The sequence below is a fragment of the Paracoccus actinidiae genome (assembly GCF_030863885.1).
GTDB classification, from domain to species: domain Bacteria; phylum Pseudomonadota; class Alphaproteobacteria; order Rhodobacterales; family Rhodobacteraceae; genus Paracoccus; species Paracoccus everestensis.
Genome location: NZ_CP132956.1, coordinates 2303907 through 2319004, shown reverse-complemented (window position 1 = coordinate 2319004; position 15098 = coordinate 2303907). Strand labels below are relative to the sequence as shown.

Annotated in this window: 10 protein-coding genes, 2 tRNA genes and 1 pseudogene; 10 read left to right on the top strand and 3 right to left on the bottom strand. The window is 63.4% G+C overall.

Features of this window, described 5'->3' with window-relative positions; genetic code table 11:
- Positions 1–2 precede the first annotated feature (2 nt).
- On the top strand, positions 3–1622 hold the full coding sequence (betA, locus tag Q5701_RS11520) for a choline dehydrogenase (RefSeq protein ID WP_306751124.1): 1620 nt from the start codon (positions 3–5) through the stop codon (positions 1620–1622).
- A gap of 59 nt (positions 1623–1681) precedes the next feature.
- On the opposite strand, the gene Q5701_RS11515 is transcribed toward betA, so the two are convergent.
- On the bottom strand, positions 1682–2422 hold the full coding sequence (locus tag Q5701_RS11515) for a DsbA family protein (RefSeq protein WP_306751123.1): 741 nt from the start codon (positions 2420–2422) through the stop codon (positions 1682–1684).
- 156 nt (positions 2423–2578) lie between these two features.
- On the opposite strand from Q5701_RS11515, the gene Q5701_RS11510 reads away from it, so the two are divergent.
- The 3 genes from Q5701_RS11510 (at position 2579) to Q5701_RS11500 (ending at position 7544) form a co-directional block, all read left to right on the top strand.
- A complete protein-coding gene (locus Q5701_RS11510; RefSeq protein ID WP_306755398.1) occupies positions 2579–3715 on the top strand; it encodes a pyridoxal phosphate-dependent aminotransferase in 1137 nt (378 codons plus the stop codon).
- Positions 3712–4911 carry an N-acetylmuramoyl-L-alanine amidase gene (locus Q5701_RS11505; protein ID WP_306751122.1) on the top strand — a complete coding sequence of 400 codons (1200 nt, stop codon included), beginning with the start codon at positions 3712–3714 and terminating at the stop codon, positions 4909–4911. The genes Q5701_RS11510 and Q5701_RS11505 overlap by 4 nt, the downstream gene beginning before the upstream one ends.
- An 80-nt stretch (positions 4912–4991) precedes the next feature.
- Entirely contained in the window at positions 4992–7544 is a 2553-nt protein-coding gene (locus Q5701_RS11500) for a penicillin-binding protein 1A (RefSeq protein ID WP_306751121.1), read from the top strand.
- Here the strand turns inward: Q5701_RS11500 and Q5701_RS11495 are convergent.
- Positions 7538–8104: an MgtC/SapB family protein gene (locus Q5701_RS11495; RefSeq protein ID WP_306751120.1), complete on the bottom strand. Its 567-nt coding sequence runs from the start codon at positions 8102–8104 to the stop codon at positions 7538–7540. The genes Q5701_RS11500 and Q5701_RS11495 overlap by 7 nt on opposite strands.
- Positions 8105–8202: 98 nt before the next feature.
- On the opposite strand from Q5701_RS11495, the gene prfB reads away from it, so the two are divergent.
- The 4 genes and pseudogenes from prfB (at position 8203) to Q5701_RS11475 (ending at position 10855) form a co-directional block, all read left to right on the top strand.
- The gene (gene prfB / locus Q5701_RS11490) at positions 8203–9330 is read left to right on the top strand and encodes a peptide chain release factor 2 (RefSeq protein ID WP_234853638.1); all 1128 of its coding nucleotides are present in this window, start codon (positions 8203–8205) and stop codon (positions 9328–9330) included.
- A 60-nt stretch (positions 9331–9390) separates the two neighbouring features.
- A pseudogene (locus tag Q5701_RS11485) lies at positions 9391–10457 on the top strand (patatin-like phospholipase family protein).
- A gap of 57 nt (positions 10458–10514) precedes the next feature.
- Positions 10515–10590, top strand: a tRNA-Val gene (locus Q5701_RS11480).
- A 189-nt stretch (positions 10591–10779) separates the two neighbouring features.
- Positions 10780–10855: transfer RNA gene (locus tag Q5701_RS11475), tRNA-Ala, on the top strand.
- A gap of 764 nt (positions 10856–11619) precedes the next feature.
- On the opposite strand, the gene Q5701_RS11470 is transcribed toward Q5701_RS11475, so the two are convergent.
- Positions 11620–12231, bottom strand: coding sequence for a VPLPA-CTERM sorting domain-containing protein (locus Q5701_RS11470; RefSeq protein ID WP_306751119.1), 612 nt, complete (start codon positions 12229–12231; stop codon positions 11620–11622).
- A 373-nt stretch (positions 12232–12604) separates the two neighbouring features.
- Between Q5701_RS11470 and Q5701_RS11465 the strand changes: the two genes are divergently transcribed.
- Both Q5701_RS11465 and Q5701_RS11460 read left to right on the top strand, forming a co-directional pair.
- A complete protein-coding gene (locus tag Q5701_RS11465; RefSeq protein ID WP_306751118.1) occupies positions 12605–13066 on the top strand; it encodes a helix-turn-helix domain-containing protein in 462 nt (153 codons plus the stop codon).
- Between the two features lie 712 nt (positions 13067–13778).
- Complete coding sequence (locus tag Q5701_RS11460) at positions 13779–15020, top strand: calcium-binding protein (protein WP_306751117.1); 1242 nt, start codon at positions 13779–13781, stop codon at positions 15018–15020.
- Positions 15021–15098 lie beyond the last annotated feature (78 nt).

The window sequence follows — 15098 nt, the reverse complement described above, 5'->3', positions numbered from 1 at the left end:
CCGTGACCGCTGATTACGTCATCGTCGGCGCCGGTTCCGCCGGCTGCGCGCTTGCCTATCGCCTGACCGAGGCGGGGCATTCCGTCACCCTGATTGAATATGGCGGCAGCGATATCGGCATCTTCATCCAGATGCCCGGCGCGCTGTCATACCCGATGAACATGCCGCGATACGACTGGGGATTCGCGACCCAGGCCGAGCCGCATCTGGGCGGGCGCAGGCTTGCCACGCCGCGCGGCAAGGTGCTGGGCGGGTCGTCGTCCATCAACGGCATGGTCTTCGTGCGCGGCCACCGCAAGGATTACGACCATTGGCGCGACAGCGGCGCGGCGGGCTGGGGTTACGACGACGTGCTGCCCTATTTCAAGCGGATGGAAACCTGGCACGGCGGCCGATCCCCCCTTCGCGGCACCGACGGCCCGCTGCACGTGACACGGGGCAAGCGCAAGAACCCCCTGTTCAACGCCTTTGTCGAGGCCGGCCAGCAGGCCGGTTGGCCCTATACCCCCGATTACAACGGCGAACAGCAGGAAGGCTTCGGCCCGATGGAGGCGACGATCTGGAAGGGCCGCCGCTGGTCCGCCGCCAATGCCTATCTGCGGCCGGCGTTGAAGACGGGCCGCCTGACCCTGATCCGCGCCCTTGCCCGCCGTATCCTGTTTCAGGACAAGCGCGCCCATGGCGTTGAAATCGAACGGCAAGGCCGGATCGAGGCAATCCGCGCCAAACGAGAGGTGATCGTTTCGGCCAGTTCGATCAACACGCCGAAACTCCTGATGCTGTCGGGAATCGGGCCTGCCGACCACCTGCGCCAGCACGGCATCACGCCCTTGGCCGACCGGCCGGGGGTCGGTGCGAACCTGCAGGACCATCTTGAAATCTATATGCAATACAAGGCGCTGAAACCGGTCACGCTTTATACATACTATAACCTTCTGGGCAAAAGCCGTGTCGGCGTGGAATGGCTGCTGCAAAAGACCGGGCTTGGCGCGTCAAACCAGTTCGAAAGCTGCGGATTTGTCCGGTCCTCCGATGCGGTGAATTATCCTGACATCCAGTATCACTTTCTTCCGCTGGCAGTCCGTTACGACGGCAAGGCTGCCGCGCAGGGCCACGGTTTCCAGGCCCATGTCGGCCCGATGCGGTCAAAATCGCGCGGTACGGTGCGGCTGGCGTCAGGCGATCCGGCCGCCGCCCCGGAAATCCGCTTCAACTATATGTCCCATCCAGACGACTGGGCCGAATTCCGCGCCTGCGTGCGACTGACCCGCCAGATCTTCAACCAGCCCGCGTTCACGGAATACCGGGGCGACGAAATCCAGCCGGGGGCGGGGGTCCAGACGGACGACCAGATCGACGCCTTTATCCGCGATCACGCCGAATCGGCCTATCACCCTTGCGGGACGGCCCGCATGGGCGCAATCACCGACCCCATGGCGGTGGTCGATCCCGACCTGAAGGTCATCGGGGTCGAGGGGCTGCGCGTCGCCGACAGCTCGACCTTTCCGCGCATCACCAACGGGAACCTGAACGCCCCCTCGATCATGGTGGGGGAAAAGGCTGCCGATCACATCCTGGGTCGCGCCATGCGATCAGACACCGACCACATGGCCGCCGAATAGCCGCTTCTTCTTCACTTAAATATCCCCGCCGGAGGCTGCTGCCCGTGCCACAAGGCGCGTCAGCCGTTCCCTTCGCGCGCGGCGGCCACGGTTGCTTCCAGTCCGTCCGCAGGCATCCCGCGCAGCAGCGTATCGCCAATCACGAAGGTGGGCGTGCCCATGATCGCCATGCGTTCGGCCAGTTGCCGGTTGTCGCGCAGCACCGCCGACACGGATTCGGTGTTCATGGTGTTCAGAACCTCCTCTCCGTCGATGCCGATCTCGGCTGCGATCTTCTGCAAGGCCTCGGGCGAGGGTTCGCCGCGCAGTGCCATCAGCGCATCATGGGCCTGGACATAGGCCTCGTTCCCGCCGATCTGCTTGGCGGCAACCGCGAACCGGGCCGAGGTTTCGCTTTCGGGTCCAAGGATCGGAAATTCCTTCAGGATGAACCGGATATTGCCGTCATCCTCGACAATGTCATGGATCTGGTCGTTGAACTTGCGGCAATAACCGCAGCGATAATCGACGAATTCCACGATCGTCACGTCGCCGTCCGGGTTGCCGCCGACCCAGCTGTGCCCGTCGTCGAAGATCGCCTCCCGGTTCGCGGCGACCAATGCGCCGTCGTTTTCCACCTCGGACGCCGCGCGGCGTTCTTCCAGCACGTTGATGGACTCGACCAGAACCTCGGGATTGGCCATCAGGTATTCGCGCACGGCATCCCCGAAGGCAGCCTTTTCCGCATCCGACATGGCGGAAATGTCGAAGGCCAGGGCAGGGGTCGCGGTCAGCAGAAGGGCGGCGATCAGGCGTTTCATCGGGATCCTCGGGGAAAAAGGCTTCTTGCAACCTTGGCCCGTGCAGACGGTCTTGGCAAGAAAGCCGCTGACAAAGCTGCGTGACCGGGGGCTTTCCGCGCGCGCGCCGCAGGCGTAAGACAAGGGAAAAAGACAAAAGGCCCAAAGATGAGCAGCATGAGGAAATCCGCACGCGGTCAGGTCGATCCGTTCATTGTCATGGATGTGATGGAAGCCGCCGCCCAGGCCGAGGCCGCAGGCCGCCACATCATCCATATGGAGGTGGGCCAGCCCAGCACGCCCGCACCCCTTGGCGCGCGCCGTGCCTTGGCGGCGGCCTTGGAACAACCGCTTGGATATACCGTGGCGCTTGGCCTGCCCGCGTTGCGCCAGGGGATCGCGGATCTGTATCGCCGCTGGTACGGCGTCGATCTGGATCCGGCCCGCGTGGTCGTGACGCCGGGCAGCAGCGGGGCGTTCATCCTGGCTTTCTCGGCGCTGTTCGACGCCGGGGACAAGGTGGCGATGGGTTATCCCGGCTATCCCAGCTATCGCCAGATCCTGCGGGCCATGTCTTTGGAACCCATAGGCATTCCCACCCGGCCCGAGGATCGCTATCAGCCGCGGCCCCAGGATCTGCCCGATGGCTGCGCGGGGCTGATCCTCGCCTCGCCCGGAAACCCTTCTGGCACGGTGCTGCGCACGGATGAATTGCGGGCGTTGTCGGATGCCGCGCGGGCGCGGGGCATGGCGCTCATCTCGGACGAGATTTACCACGGGCTGTCCTATGGCGACCGCTGCCATTCCGCTTTGGAAGTGACGGACGACGTTTTCGTCATCAACTCTTTCAGCAAGTATTTTTCCATGACCGGCTGGCGCGTCGGCTGGATGGTCGTGCCCGAGGATCACATCCGCACGGTCGAACGGCTGGCCCAGAATATGTTCATCTGCCCGCCCCATGCCAGCCAGGTCGCGGCCCTTGCCGCCCTGGATTGCGCAGCCGAGGCCGATGTCAACCTGGCCGTCTATGCCGAAAACCGCCGGCTGATGCTGGAAGGCCTGCCCAAGGCGGGCTTCGACCGCATCGCCCCGCCGGAGGGGGCCTTCTATATCTATGCCGACGTGTCGCACCTGACCGACAATTCGGTGAACTTCGCGGCGGAAATTCTTGAAAAGGCAGGTGTCGCGGTCACGCCGGGGCTGGATTTCGACCCGGATCGCGGGACGCGGACCCTGCGCTTTTCCTATGCCCGCGCCACCGCCGACATCGCCGAGGGCCTGCGCCGCCTGACGGAGTTCATGGCCGCGCGATGAAATGGCTGGCGCTGATCCTGTCGCTGCTTCTGTCGCTGCCGGCTTTCGCGAACGAACCGGCGCGGCTGGATCTGGGCGGGTCGGCGCTTGTGACGACCGGGCGCGGCTGGGGCGGGCCAAAGCCGCTGGAACTGCGCTTGTCGCTGACCAAGGCGGTGCCTTATCGCACCTATCTGGTGGATGGCCCGCCGCGCCTGATCCTGGATCTGAAGGGCGCCGATCTTGGCCTGTCGCGGCCGCAGGATCTGTTCGGCGCCGATCTGGCCCCTGCCATCCGCTGGGGTCCATACAAGCCCGGCTGGTCGCGCGTGGTCGTGGAACTGCCCGGCCCCTACCGCATCAACAGCGCGGGCCAACGGTCGCGCGCGGCGCTGTCGCAGATCACCGTGACCCTGGCCCCGGTCAGCGCCGATGACTTCGCGCCCCGCCCATCGGCGACCGCCGCCTTGCGCGACCTGCCGGAACCCGCCGACCTGCCCGCGCTTCCGGCGGACGAGTCCTTTACCGTCGTGCTGGATCCGGGCCATGGCGGCTTCGACCCCGGCGCCCTGGCCGAGGGCGAAACCGAGGCCAACCTGGTTCTGGTCTTTTCGCTGGAACTGCGCGCGGCCTTGCAGGCGCGTGGCATCACCGTGGAAATGACGCGGACGGATGACAGCTTCGTGGCCCTCGAACGGCGCATGACCACGGCGAGGGCGGCGCGGGGGGATCTGTTCATCTCGCTTCACGCGGACGCGCTGCCGGATGGACAGGCGGCGGGGGCCACGATCTATGTCTGGAATCCCGCAGCCGATGCCCGTGCGGCGGAACAACTCGTGCTGCGTCACGACCGCGGCGACCTTTTGACCGGAACGGACCTGAGCGGGCAGGACGACGCGCTGACCGGGGTTCTGATGGACTTCGTGCGCACCGACACGCAGCCCCGGTCGGAAAGCTTCGCCCGCTGGCTGACATCGCGCATGGCGCTGATGGGGATCGGGATGCACGACCGGCCGGTGCAGCGGGCCACCTATTCGGTTCTGAAATCGCCAGACATCCCATCGGTCCTTCTGGAGCTTGGCTTCATCTCGGATCACAACGACCGGGCGAACCTGCTCAATCCGCTGTGGCGCGAAGGCATGGTCCGGGTCGTGTCGGACGCCATCGTCGGCTGGGCGCGCGACGAGGCCGCACGGGCCGCGATGCTGCGGCAATAGCTGCGGGATCGCCCAGTGTTGTTTTGACCGGAACGCGCTGCGCCTCTATAGACGGGGCCAAGTCCACGAAAGGCCCCCCCTTGCTGCGCAGCGTCCTGTCCTTTTTCGGTGCCATCTTCTCGTGGTTCGTCACCGCAAGCTTTTTCATTGCCCTGACCCTGGGCGCGATCTTCTGGATCTATTCACGCGACCTGCCCAGCCATGAAACGCTGGCGCAATACACGCCCAAGACCATCAGCCGGGTTTATTCGGGCGAGGGCCGCCTGATCGACGAATTCGCCGAGGAACGCCGCCTGTTCGTCCCGGTCGAGGAAATTCCCGACCTGGTCAAGCACGCCTTCATCAGCGCCGAGGACAAGAACTTCTACAGCCACCCCGGCTATGACGTGCGCGGCATCGTGGGGGCGGCCTGGCAGGCGGTCGCGTCCCGGGGATCGTCCGTGCGCGGGGCATCGACCATCACCCAGCAGGTGATGAAGAACTTCCTGCTGTCCTCGGACCGCAGCGTGGAACGCAAGGTCAAGGAACTGATCCTGGCATCCCGGCTGGAACGCACCCTGTCCAAGGAACAGATCCTGGAACTGTATCTGAACGAGATCTTCCTGGGTCAGAACAGCTTTGGCGTGGCCGCCGCATCGCAAACCTATTTCAACAAGTCGCTGACCGAACTGGCCCCGCACGAAGCCGCGATGCTGGCCGCGATGCCGCAGGCGCCGGGCCGGTATCATCCCGTGACCGCCAAGGACCGCGTGACGGAACGGCGCAACTATGTCCTGCGGGAAATGTGGCAGAACGGCTATATCGACGAGGCGACCTATCAGGCCGAGGCCAAGCTGCCGCTGAAATCGGTCCAGAACGGCGATTACCCCGCCTTTCGCCAGCAATTGCCGCCGCGCGACTACTTCACCGACGAAATCCGCCGACAGTTGTCGGCGCAGTTCGGAAACGAGGAATTCTTCGGCGGCGGGCTGACCATCCGCGCCACGGTGGATCCCGACCTGCAATCGGCGGCGGCGGTCGCCCTGCGCGAGGCATTGGAGGATTACGACCGCGGCACAGGCGTCTGGCGCGGCACCCCAGAAACCATCCCCGCCGAGCAACTGAACGACGAGGCCGTCTGGCGCGGCGCCTTGTGGCAGGCCCAGATTCCGCGCGACATTCCCGGCTGGCACCCCGCCGTTGTGCTGGAGGTCGGCGACAGCGACGCCCGCATCGGCATCGAGGGGATCGAGGAAGACCCCGACGGCCACTGGATCCCGGCCGCCGACGTGCAATGGGCGCGCAAGCGCGGGCCTGACGGCAGGCTTGGCCCGCGTGCCCAGGTGGCGGGCGACCTGCTTGCCGTGGGCGATGTGGTCCTGGTCCGGGCCATGACGCAGGACAGCGACGGCAGCTTCATCCGCTGGACCCTGCGCCAGGTCCCCGAGGTTCAAGGCGGCTTCATGGCCATGGACGTGAACACCGGGCGCGTGATGGCGATGCAGGGGGGCTTCAGCTATCAGTCGTCGGTCTTTAACCGGGCGACGCAGGCGCAGCGCCAGCCGGGGTCAAGCTTCAAGCCCTTCGTCTATGCCGCCGCACTTGACAACAACTATACCCCCGCCACCATCGTGGTGGACGAGCCGATCACGCTGAACACGCCCTTCGGTTTGTGGGAACCCAAGAATTCCAGCGGCAAGACCTATGGCCCGACGCCCCTGCGCACCGGCATCGAGATGTCGCGCAACCTGATGACCATCCGCATCGCGCAAGACATCGGAATGGAACGCGTGGCCGAATATGCCGAACGCTTCGGCGTTTATGACGACCTGAAGCCGTTCCTGGCCAATGCCCTTGGCGCGCAGGAAACCACGCTGTTCAAGATGGTCGCGGCCTATGCGATGTTCGCCAACGGCGGCGAACGGGTCGAACCCACGCTTGTGGACCGCGTGCAGGACCGGCGCGGGCGCACCGTTTATCGCCATGACCAGCGGGTCTGCGAAACCTGCGGTCAGCAGGCGCTGCCGGCGGGGCAGGGGCCGGTGATCGACAGTTCCAACCGCGAACGGGTCATGGACGCGGTGACGGCCTATCAGCTGACCTCGATGCTGGAAGGGGCGGTCACGCGCGGGTCGGGCAGCGGGGTGGACCTGCCGGTGCCCATCGCGGGCAAGACGGGGACCACCAACGACGCCAAGGACGTGTGGTTCATCGGCTATTCCAGCAACATCGTCGCAGGCTGTTACCTGGGTTACGACCAGCCGCGCACCCTGGGCAGGAACGCCTATGGCGGGACGCTGTGCGTGCCGGTCTTCAACGCCTTCATGCGCAAGGCCGTGGCGGAATTCGGCGGCTCCGAATTCACCGTTCCGCCGGGCGGCTACTGGGTCAAGATCGACCGCAGCACGGGGCAGCGGCTGTCGGACGACGCGTCAGGCCCGAACGTGGTGGCCGAATATTTCCGCAACGGCACCGATCCCGATTGGGGATCGCCGCTGGTCGTGTCGGGCTTTGGCGACGGCGCCGTTGTCCTGCCGTGGCAAGCGGGGGCGGGATCGGGGTCCGGGACGGCCATCACGACATCCACCGGGGAACGCAAGGTCATTCCGCGGCAGACGGATTTCGGCACCATGTCGTCGGGCGGGCTTTACTGATCCAGGTCGCCGCTCCGCGACCCACGCTGTCCATGGCCGGTGCTCGTCATCTTCTCCTTCAGCGGCTCGGCCATCAGCCGCACAAGCCACAGCACCACAAGCGCAAGCCCCGTCCCCATCACGGCCAGCGATCCGTCGCCCGTCCCGCAGGCCAGGCCAACGGCCCCGGCAAGCCACATCGAGGCGCCCGTGGTGATGCCCCGCACCGTGCGGCCGCTGGTGATGATCGACCCGGCCGCCAGAAAGGCCACGCCGGCCGTCACGGCCTCGATCAGGCGCAGGGGGTCGATGCGCAATGTTTCGGGATCCTGGGTGGGGAAATGCGCCAACTCCATCGCCACCAGGGTGAACATGCAGGCGGCGACCGCGATCAGCATATGCGTGCGCAACCCGGCGGACCGTGCGGTGATCTCTCGTTCCCAGCCGATCGCTCCGGCCAGCAGCAAGGCCAGCACCAGCCGCGCGAATGCGGCGGGATAGGTGATCGTCTGCAAGGGGGCAAACAGATCGGCGAACGTGGCGGCAAAGGTTGACATGGATGTCGCTTTCGAAACCTTCACGCCAAACGCCTTTCATGCGCCTTGGTTGCGCCGCCCTTGCCCCACAGCCCCGCGCACGGTATCACCCCTGACCTGACGCCAGCCCTGAGGATCCGCCCATGCGCGCCGAGACGCAGTCCACCATCGAAGCCATCCGCAAGTCGCTGACCCTGCTGGGACAGCGGATGGATTGGCAGACCGCGCCGCACCGCCTGGAGGAAATGAACGCCATGATCGAGGCGGGGGATTTGTGGTCAGACCCGGCCCGCGCGCAGAAGCTGATGCGCGAACGCCAGGCCCTGATGGACGCCATCGAAACCTATCGCCGCATCGACGGGGATCTGTCCGCCAATGCCGAGATGATCGAGCTGGCCGAGGAGGAAGGCGATGCCGACCTGGTGGCCGAGGCCGAGGCGAACCTGAAAACGCTTGCGGAACTGGCCGCGCAAAAGGAACTGGAAGCCCTGCTGAACGGCGAGGCGGACGCCAACGACACATTCCTGGAAATCAACGCGGGCGCAGGCGGCACCGAAAGCTGCGATTGGGCGTCGATGCTGGCGCGTATGTATGTCCGTTGGGCGGAAAAGAAGGGCTACGAGGTGGAGCTTCTGTCCGAAACCGCGGGCGACGAGGCAGGCATCCGCAGCGCCGCCTATAAGGTCAGCGGGCACAATGCCTATGGTTGGCTGAAATCGGAATCGGGCGTGCATCGGCTGGTCCGCATCAGCCCCTATGACAGCGCGGCACGGCGGCACACCAGTTTCTGCAGCGTCTGGGTTTATCCGGTCGTGGACGACAACATCGAGATCGACATTCCCGACCGCGACATCCGCATCGACACCTATCGGTCGTCCGGCGCGGGAGGGCAGCACGTCAACACCACCGATTCGGCCGTGCGCATCACCCACCTGCCCACGAACATCGTCGTGACCAGTTCCGAGAAATCGCAGCACCAGAACCGCGCCAACGCCATGGCCGCCCTGAAGTCGCGCCTGTACCAGATGGAACTGGACCGCCGCAACGCCGAGGTGAACGCCCAGCACGCCGCCAAGGGCGATGCGGGCTGGGGCAACCAGATCCGGTCTTATGTCCTGCACCCCTACCAGATGGTCAAGGACCTGCGCACCTCCGAGGAAACCAGTGACACCCAAGGCGTGCTGGATGGCGACCTGGATGCCTTCATGGCCGCGACCCTGGCCCTGGACGTGGCCGGAAAAAGCCGGGCCGAGGCGAACGCCGCCGACTGATCCGCCATCTGGACCGCCCGGGCTTTCCCGTTATGCTGCACCGCAAAAGCGGGGGCGGCGATGGATGAACGGCGGATCAACCTGGCCTTGCAGGGCGGCGGCGCGCATGGCGCCTTTTCCTGGGGCGTCCTGGACCGGTTGCTGGACGAGGACTGGCTGACCATTTCGGCCATCAGCGGCACGTCCGCAGGGGCCTTGAACGGGGCCGCGCTGAAGGGCGGGCTGGCGCGGAACAACGGCAAGGCGGGACGCCGGGCGGCGCGGGACAACCTGGACCACCTTTGGGCGCAGGTCGGGCAGCGCAGCGACAACCGGATGGTCCGGTGGCTGCATTCGGTCTTTCCGGCCCCGCAGGGCATGGACCGTCTGACCGAACTGTTTTCCCCCTTGGCCTGGCTGGACAACCTGACGCGCATTTTCAGCCCTTACGACTATGGTCCCTTTTACGTGAATCCCCTGGGCGCGGTGCTGCGCGACCTGCCCTTTGCCGATTTCAGCAACGACCGCGGTCCGCAACTGTTCGTCGCGGCCACCAATGTGCGCACTGGCCGGATCCGGGTCTTTACCCATGCGGCCGCCACGCCGGACGCCGTCATGGCCTCGGCCTGCCTGCCCACCCTGTTTCGCGCGGTCGAGATCCGCGACCCCGAAACCGGACAGTTGGAGGCCTTCTGGGATGGTGGCTTTACCGGCAATCCGGCGATGTTCCCGCTGTATCGCCAGCACCTGCCACGCGACATCGTCATCGTGAACATCAACCCGCTGCTGCGCGACGCCATTCCCCGCAGCCCCGCCCAGATCGCCGACCGCGTGAACGAGGTCAGCTTCAACGCATCCCTGATGGCCGACCTGCGGGCCATCAACTTCGTCAAGCGCCTGTTTGCGGAAGGCCGGTTGCACAACCGCACGATGAAGAACCCCTGATCCACATGATCCGGGACGAAGTGCTGATGAACGACCTGACCGCCCGGTCCAAGCTCATGCCCGCGCCTGGCCTGCTGGCCCGAATGAAGGCGGCGGGGCAGGCGGCGGCCGATACGTTCCTGAACGATCATGCCGATGCGCTGAACCGCCACGACACGGTGGATCTGTCCACGCTGTTCGCGGGTTCGGGGATCATCGGATAAGACCTGTGCAGTTACCACTGGCCAAGGCTCGCATCAGGCGCTAGAACCCGGCCCGGCGGGCGGTTAGCTCAGTTGGTAGAGCGCCTCGTTTACACCGAGGATGTCGGGGGTTCGAGTCCCTCACCGCCCACCATTCATCCCTCACCTGAAGCCATGTCCCTTGGTTCTGTTTTCATCTTGGGCAAGCTTTGCCGTGGTTTTCAGGCCTTATGCAGCAACGCCCAGAAACTTGGCCCGACGCGCATATTTTCCGCTTGCGCCCTGTCGCAAGCACCCCTATAGACCCCGCACGCCACATCGAAAGACGCGGCAGACCTCCGGTGGGGCCATAGCTCAGTTGGTAGAGCGCTTGAATGGCATTCAAGAGGTCAGGGGTTCGACTCCCCTTGGCTCCACCAAAGCAATCCCTTTAGTTTATTGATATTGCTGCATAATTCTTCTGAGGATTTGTGCTGTCCCACCAATTATCCCTCCAGTGGGCTTCAAGCTGGCTCCTTGCCGGGACGTGCGATGCGGCCTGTTTATGGTCCGCTCTCGATCTGCTGCACGATCAGCCTCTCTTAATCACACTGATCGGCTGGCTGCTGCCGCGCCAAGTTAGCACCTGGTCGTGTAGTTCAGGGCAGGGGGGGGCTGATGGGGTAGGGGGTCATCGAGGGGAGGGGGTGGGGGTAAAATCCGACGGCGCGGATCCTCTACTCGTGTTGGCCTCGGGCGGATTGCGCATTTTTTTATTTTCTTTGAAAATCATGCGCAGTAGTCCGCTGACCCGCACGAGTGGGCTACACCTGACGTGATCCAATACTCGGTCGGTTATGGATCGAGCATCTTGCGGTCCACCCATTCCTGCCGACGATCTCACGGGGGGCTGCGCATCAGAAGCGGAGGCTCGTGCCAAAGCCGCAGCAATCTGAAAGTTCGTTCTGGAGCGGTTTCCATGATCGCCTACCGAGGCGCAACACAGGCGGCGCCAAAGCCGGAGAAGGCGTCTGGCAACGGTGTCGCCCTTCATCTCTACCGGCCGTTGCTTAGGAACGGCACGGCTGAGGTGTCGCTATCTTGGGCGCGGGCATCGCTGCCGATCTAGGGTTCTACTAGAAAGGCCAGGCGAAGCACCCAAGTGTCCTCCGCGCAACTGCCATAGCCATCATAAACTGGAAATTTATGCTGACGTCTTTCGGCGGCGGAGCATCGCAAGACCACCAACGCTGGCCAAAAGGAATGCGGCCGAAGCAGGGAGCGGAACAGGAGCTGGCTGATCAGAGATGCTCGCAGCCCGGATCCCATATCCGTCGTCCGACCTGGTTGAGAACAGGAGCGCAGTGGAGGTCACTGGCTCGGCAAAGTCTACCGACAGCCAGTAAAGGTTACCATTTTCCTGCCGATCGGGAATTTCCCAGAGAGAGGTCCAGCCTTCCCCTTCTTGAATGGACATAGCAAAGTGGCTGTCCGGCTGATCATGAGCATCGGTCAGTGCGAAAATCAGGGACGAGAACGGCACCGGGGCGTTAACGGTCCACTTCAATTCGTCGATGTCTTGGCTGTCGATCCAGTAATCATTGGTCAGAGGATCGAAGCGGCCAAAGGCATGAGGTGCATCTGGGTTGCGCTTGATGACGGTCGAGCACCCATTGTTGACGACCGACTCTCCGCTTCCGCAGTGGCCGACACGCTGGAAATCAGAGGTGTTTAGGACAAGGGGCGTGGCGTTCTGTGGAGCCTTAGACAGCACCCTTACAGTAGCGCTCCAAGCAGGTGCACCCACAACGGTCACCGCAAGTGCAACTGCACAGCAGCAAGCTCGAGCTCCATTCAACAACATCAAACTTCCCTCCAAAACTCGTGATTTATTCGCACGTCAGGCGCTAGGGCAGATTGCTCTCCTAGGAGTGGAATTCCAAGGTAGGAGTTTCGTGTTAAGCCACTTGTTGCCTGTTGGGGCCGAGGAGAGGCAACAGGGCAACCTTTAGTCGGAATGGCCACAAAGGAGGGCAGCTGGCGCCGAGATGGAGCATGTGACGGTGAATTCCAGCAAGGGACGCGAGTGATGCTGCACATCACCCACAAGCGTTTTCCGGGTGCCCTAATGAAGTGGCACCTGACCTTCGTGCATCCTCTCCATCGACGCCGCGAGCCTATATGGCTGCATGACAGATCAGCCCAGCCCCGCGCCCCGCATTTCGCCAAAGGTCCGAGACGCCATTGAGGCGCGCGTCTGCAAGGGCCTTTCCATAGCCGCCGCGGCCGAGGAGGCCGGTCTATCCCGCACAGGCTTTGCCAAGGCGCTGCAACGTCCTGCGGTGGCCGATCTGCTCAGCCAGACCCAGGCGCGCTTCGTGGCGGAGGTGAACTCCCAGCGTGCTCTCCATAGGGCCCGCGCGCTGGACGTCGCCATGGAGATGCTCAACAGCGACAGGACCGATGACCGGGTGAAGGTGAAGCTGATCGAGATCCTGTCGCAAGATGGGAAAGCCCCGACTGTCTCGGTTCATGTCGACGCCAGCACCACCCACCATGGCGGCTATGAGTTCGTGCCTCCAAATGCGCGGATTGTTGAGATCAAGAGCAAGGACGCGGGGCCAGACACTGGTGTTCTCCACCCGATGTAAGCTCCCCGATGGAAGCAGGGTATCGCGTCGGAGCCGACAGCCTTGAGCGAAGCACTCAAATGACGGCTTCGAGCCCAACAGAGACATTCAGGCAAGCCGCAGCATGGTAGCGCGGTTTGCATGTGCAGCGTGCGGCTCGGCTCAAAGCAGACGTTAAGACCAGACATCTTGCTGCAGTGCAGCTTCCACAAATCTGTCATTCATGTTCGCCGCAGAAAGGTGGAGTGGTTCCGTGCCGGCAATGGCAGGACAAACCCGACGTAAACCACTCCTGCCCTCAGGGTCCTTAGGCAGCACTCGGAAAACAGGGCAAATTGCGCTGAAACGTCCCTCTAGGGCTTGCTCTATTGGGACAACGGCACGGAGCCGCGCCGGTCCCGGGGCGTCCACATAACGACAGAGGGAGGGCCGGCGGCTCGCTTATGCCGATGCGATGCAGGATAGCGGGGGAGCGACCGGGCCGGCGCCGGCGCGCGTGTGCCGCCCGGCGGTCCCGTGCCCCTGGCCGTGCCCCCGGCCCCTCCCTGGATAGTCCAAAACGCACCCCAAAAGCAGGCGCCCGAGCCCGCGAGAAATTTTCTGCCCGCTGGAAGTTCGGGGTACTGCGCAGAGTGGAGCAACTTTCCATTTACTGCGCCTGCACGAACTTCTTTGACTTTCTTACAGCCGATGCAAAAAGGGAAGCAGCTACAACCCCTTTTGGAAATCAGCCATGGCATTGATTCGGGCACAGCAAGGCATCGACAGCCTTTCCATAGACCTCAATTTCTACTCTCGTCATTTCTACGACGACGAATTCGACAACAACGTCGGTTATCGATATGGCGGCCAAACTTATGAAGACGTCTATTTTATCAATGGCTACAATGGCAGCACCGACCTTGTTATTGCCTTCCTGGGCTACGGGTTCGGCTTCAACTCTGCGGGGCAAGCAGATCGGGGCACCGTAACCGCGCTGGGCGAAGTGACTTACAGCGAAGAGGCTTACACCGGTCAAGAAATCTGGAGCATTCAGAACATTTCTGCTTCAGCATCCCGTCTGAACAGCGTCGCGCTGACCGCCAGCAATGCCGATGATCGCGCACTTATGAGTTCCGTGATGAGCGGGAACGATACGATCCAGCTTAGCGCCTTTGATGATCGCTTTGAGGGCTGGGGCGGGAACGACCTGATGTTTGGCGGCGGAGGTAACGACACCTTGCTTGGAGGGAGCGGCACCGACACCATTCAGGGCGGCGCAGGCCATGACCGCCTGGGCGGCGGTGTTGGACGCGACCATATGATCGGCGGTCGGGGCAACGATGTTTACATTGTCACGGCTGGAGATTCTACGGCCGAAGACGCCAATGGCGGGATTGACCGGGTGCACTCTGCGATCAACTGGAACCTCTCAGCCAACATCGAAAACTTGACTTTCGCCGGTACCGCCCATCTAGGCGGCAAAGGAAACAGTCTCGCCAATACGATGAACGGCAATGCCGGCAGCAATGCCTTGAATGGCGGGGCTGGCAACGACCGCATGTTTGGGAATGCAGGCAATGACCGCTTACTGGGCGGGATTGGCAATGACATGCTGAAGGGCGGCGTGGGTGCAGACACGCTGATCGGCGGGGCTGGGAAGGACACGATGTATGGCGGGGCCGGGGCGTCGCACGATGTCTTCGTCTTCAAAAGCGCCATGGAGAGCCGGGTTGGAGCGCAGAGAGATCAGATATTCGACTTCCAGCTGGGACGCGACGATATCCACCTTTCGGGGATCGACGCCAACAAGCAACGCGCAGGAAACCAAGCCTTTGACTTTTCTGGAACAGCAGCCGACGACTATTCAGTCTGGTTTGCCAAACAGGCTGGCGGGGTGATTGTTCGCGGCGATATCAACGGTGATCAGACAGCCGATTTCGCAATCTGGATGGATGGCGCTACGCGCTTGAGCGAAAACGACTTCCTGCTGTAATCCCTACACCCCGTTGAGCAATCGGCGGGGACGATCGGCCAAGGGGTAGGCCGCGGCCATTAAGGCAAAGTTCAGGAC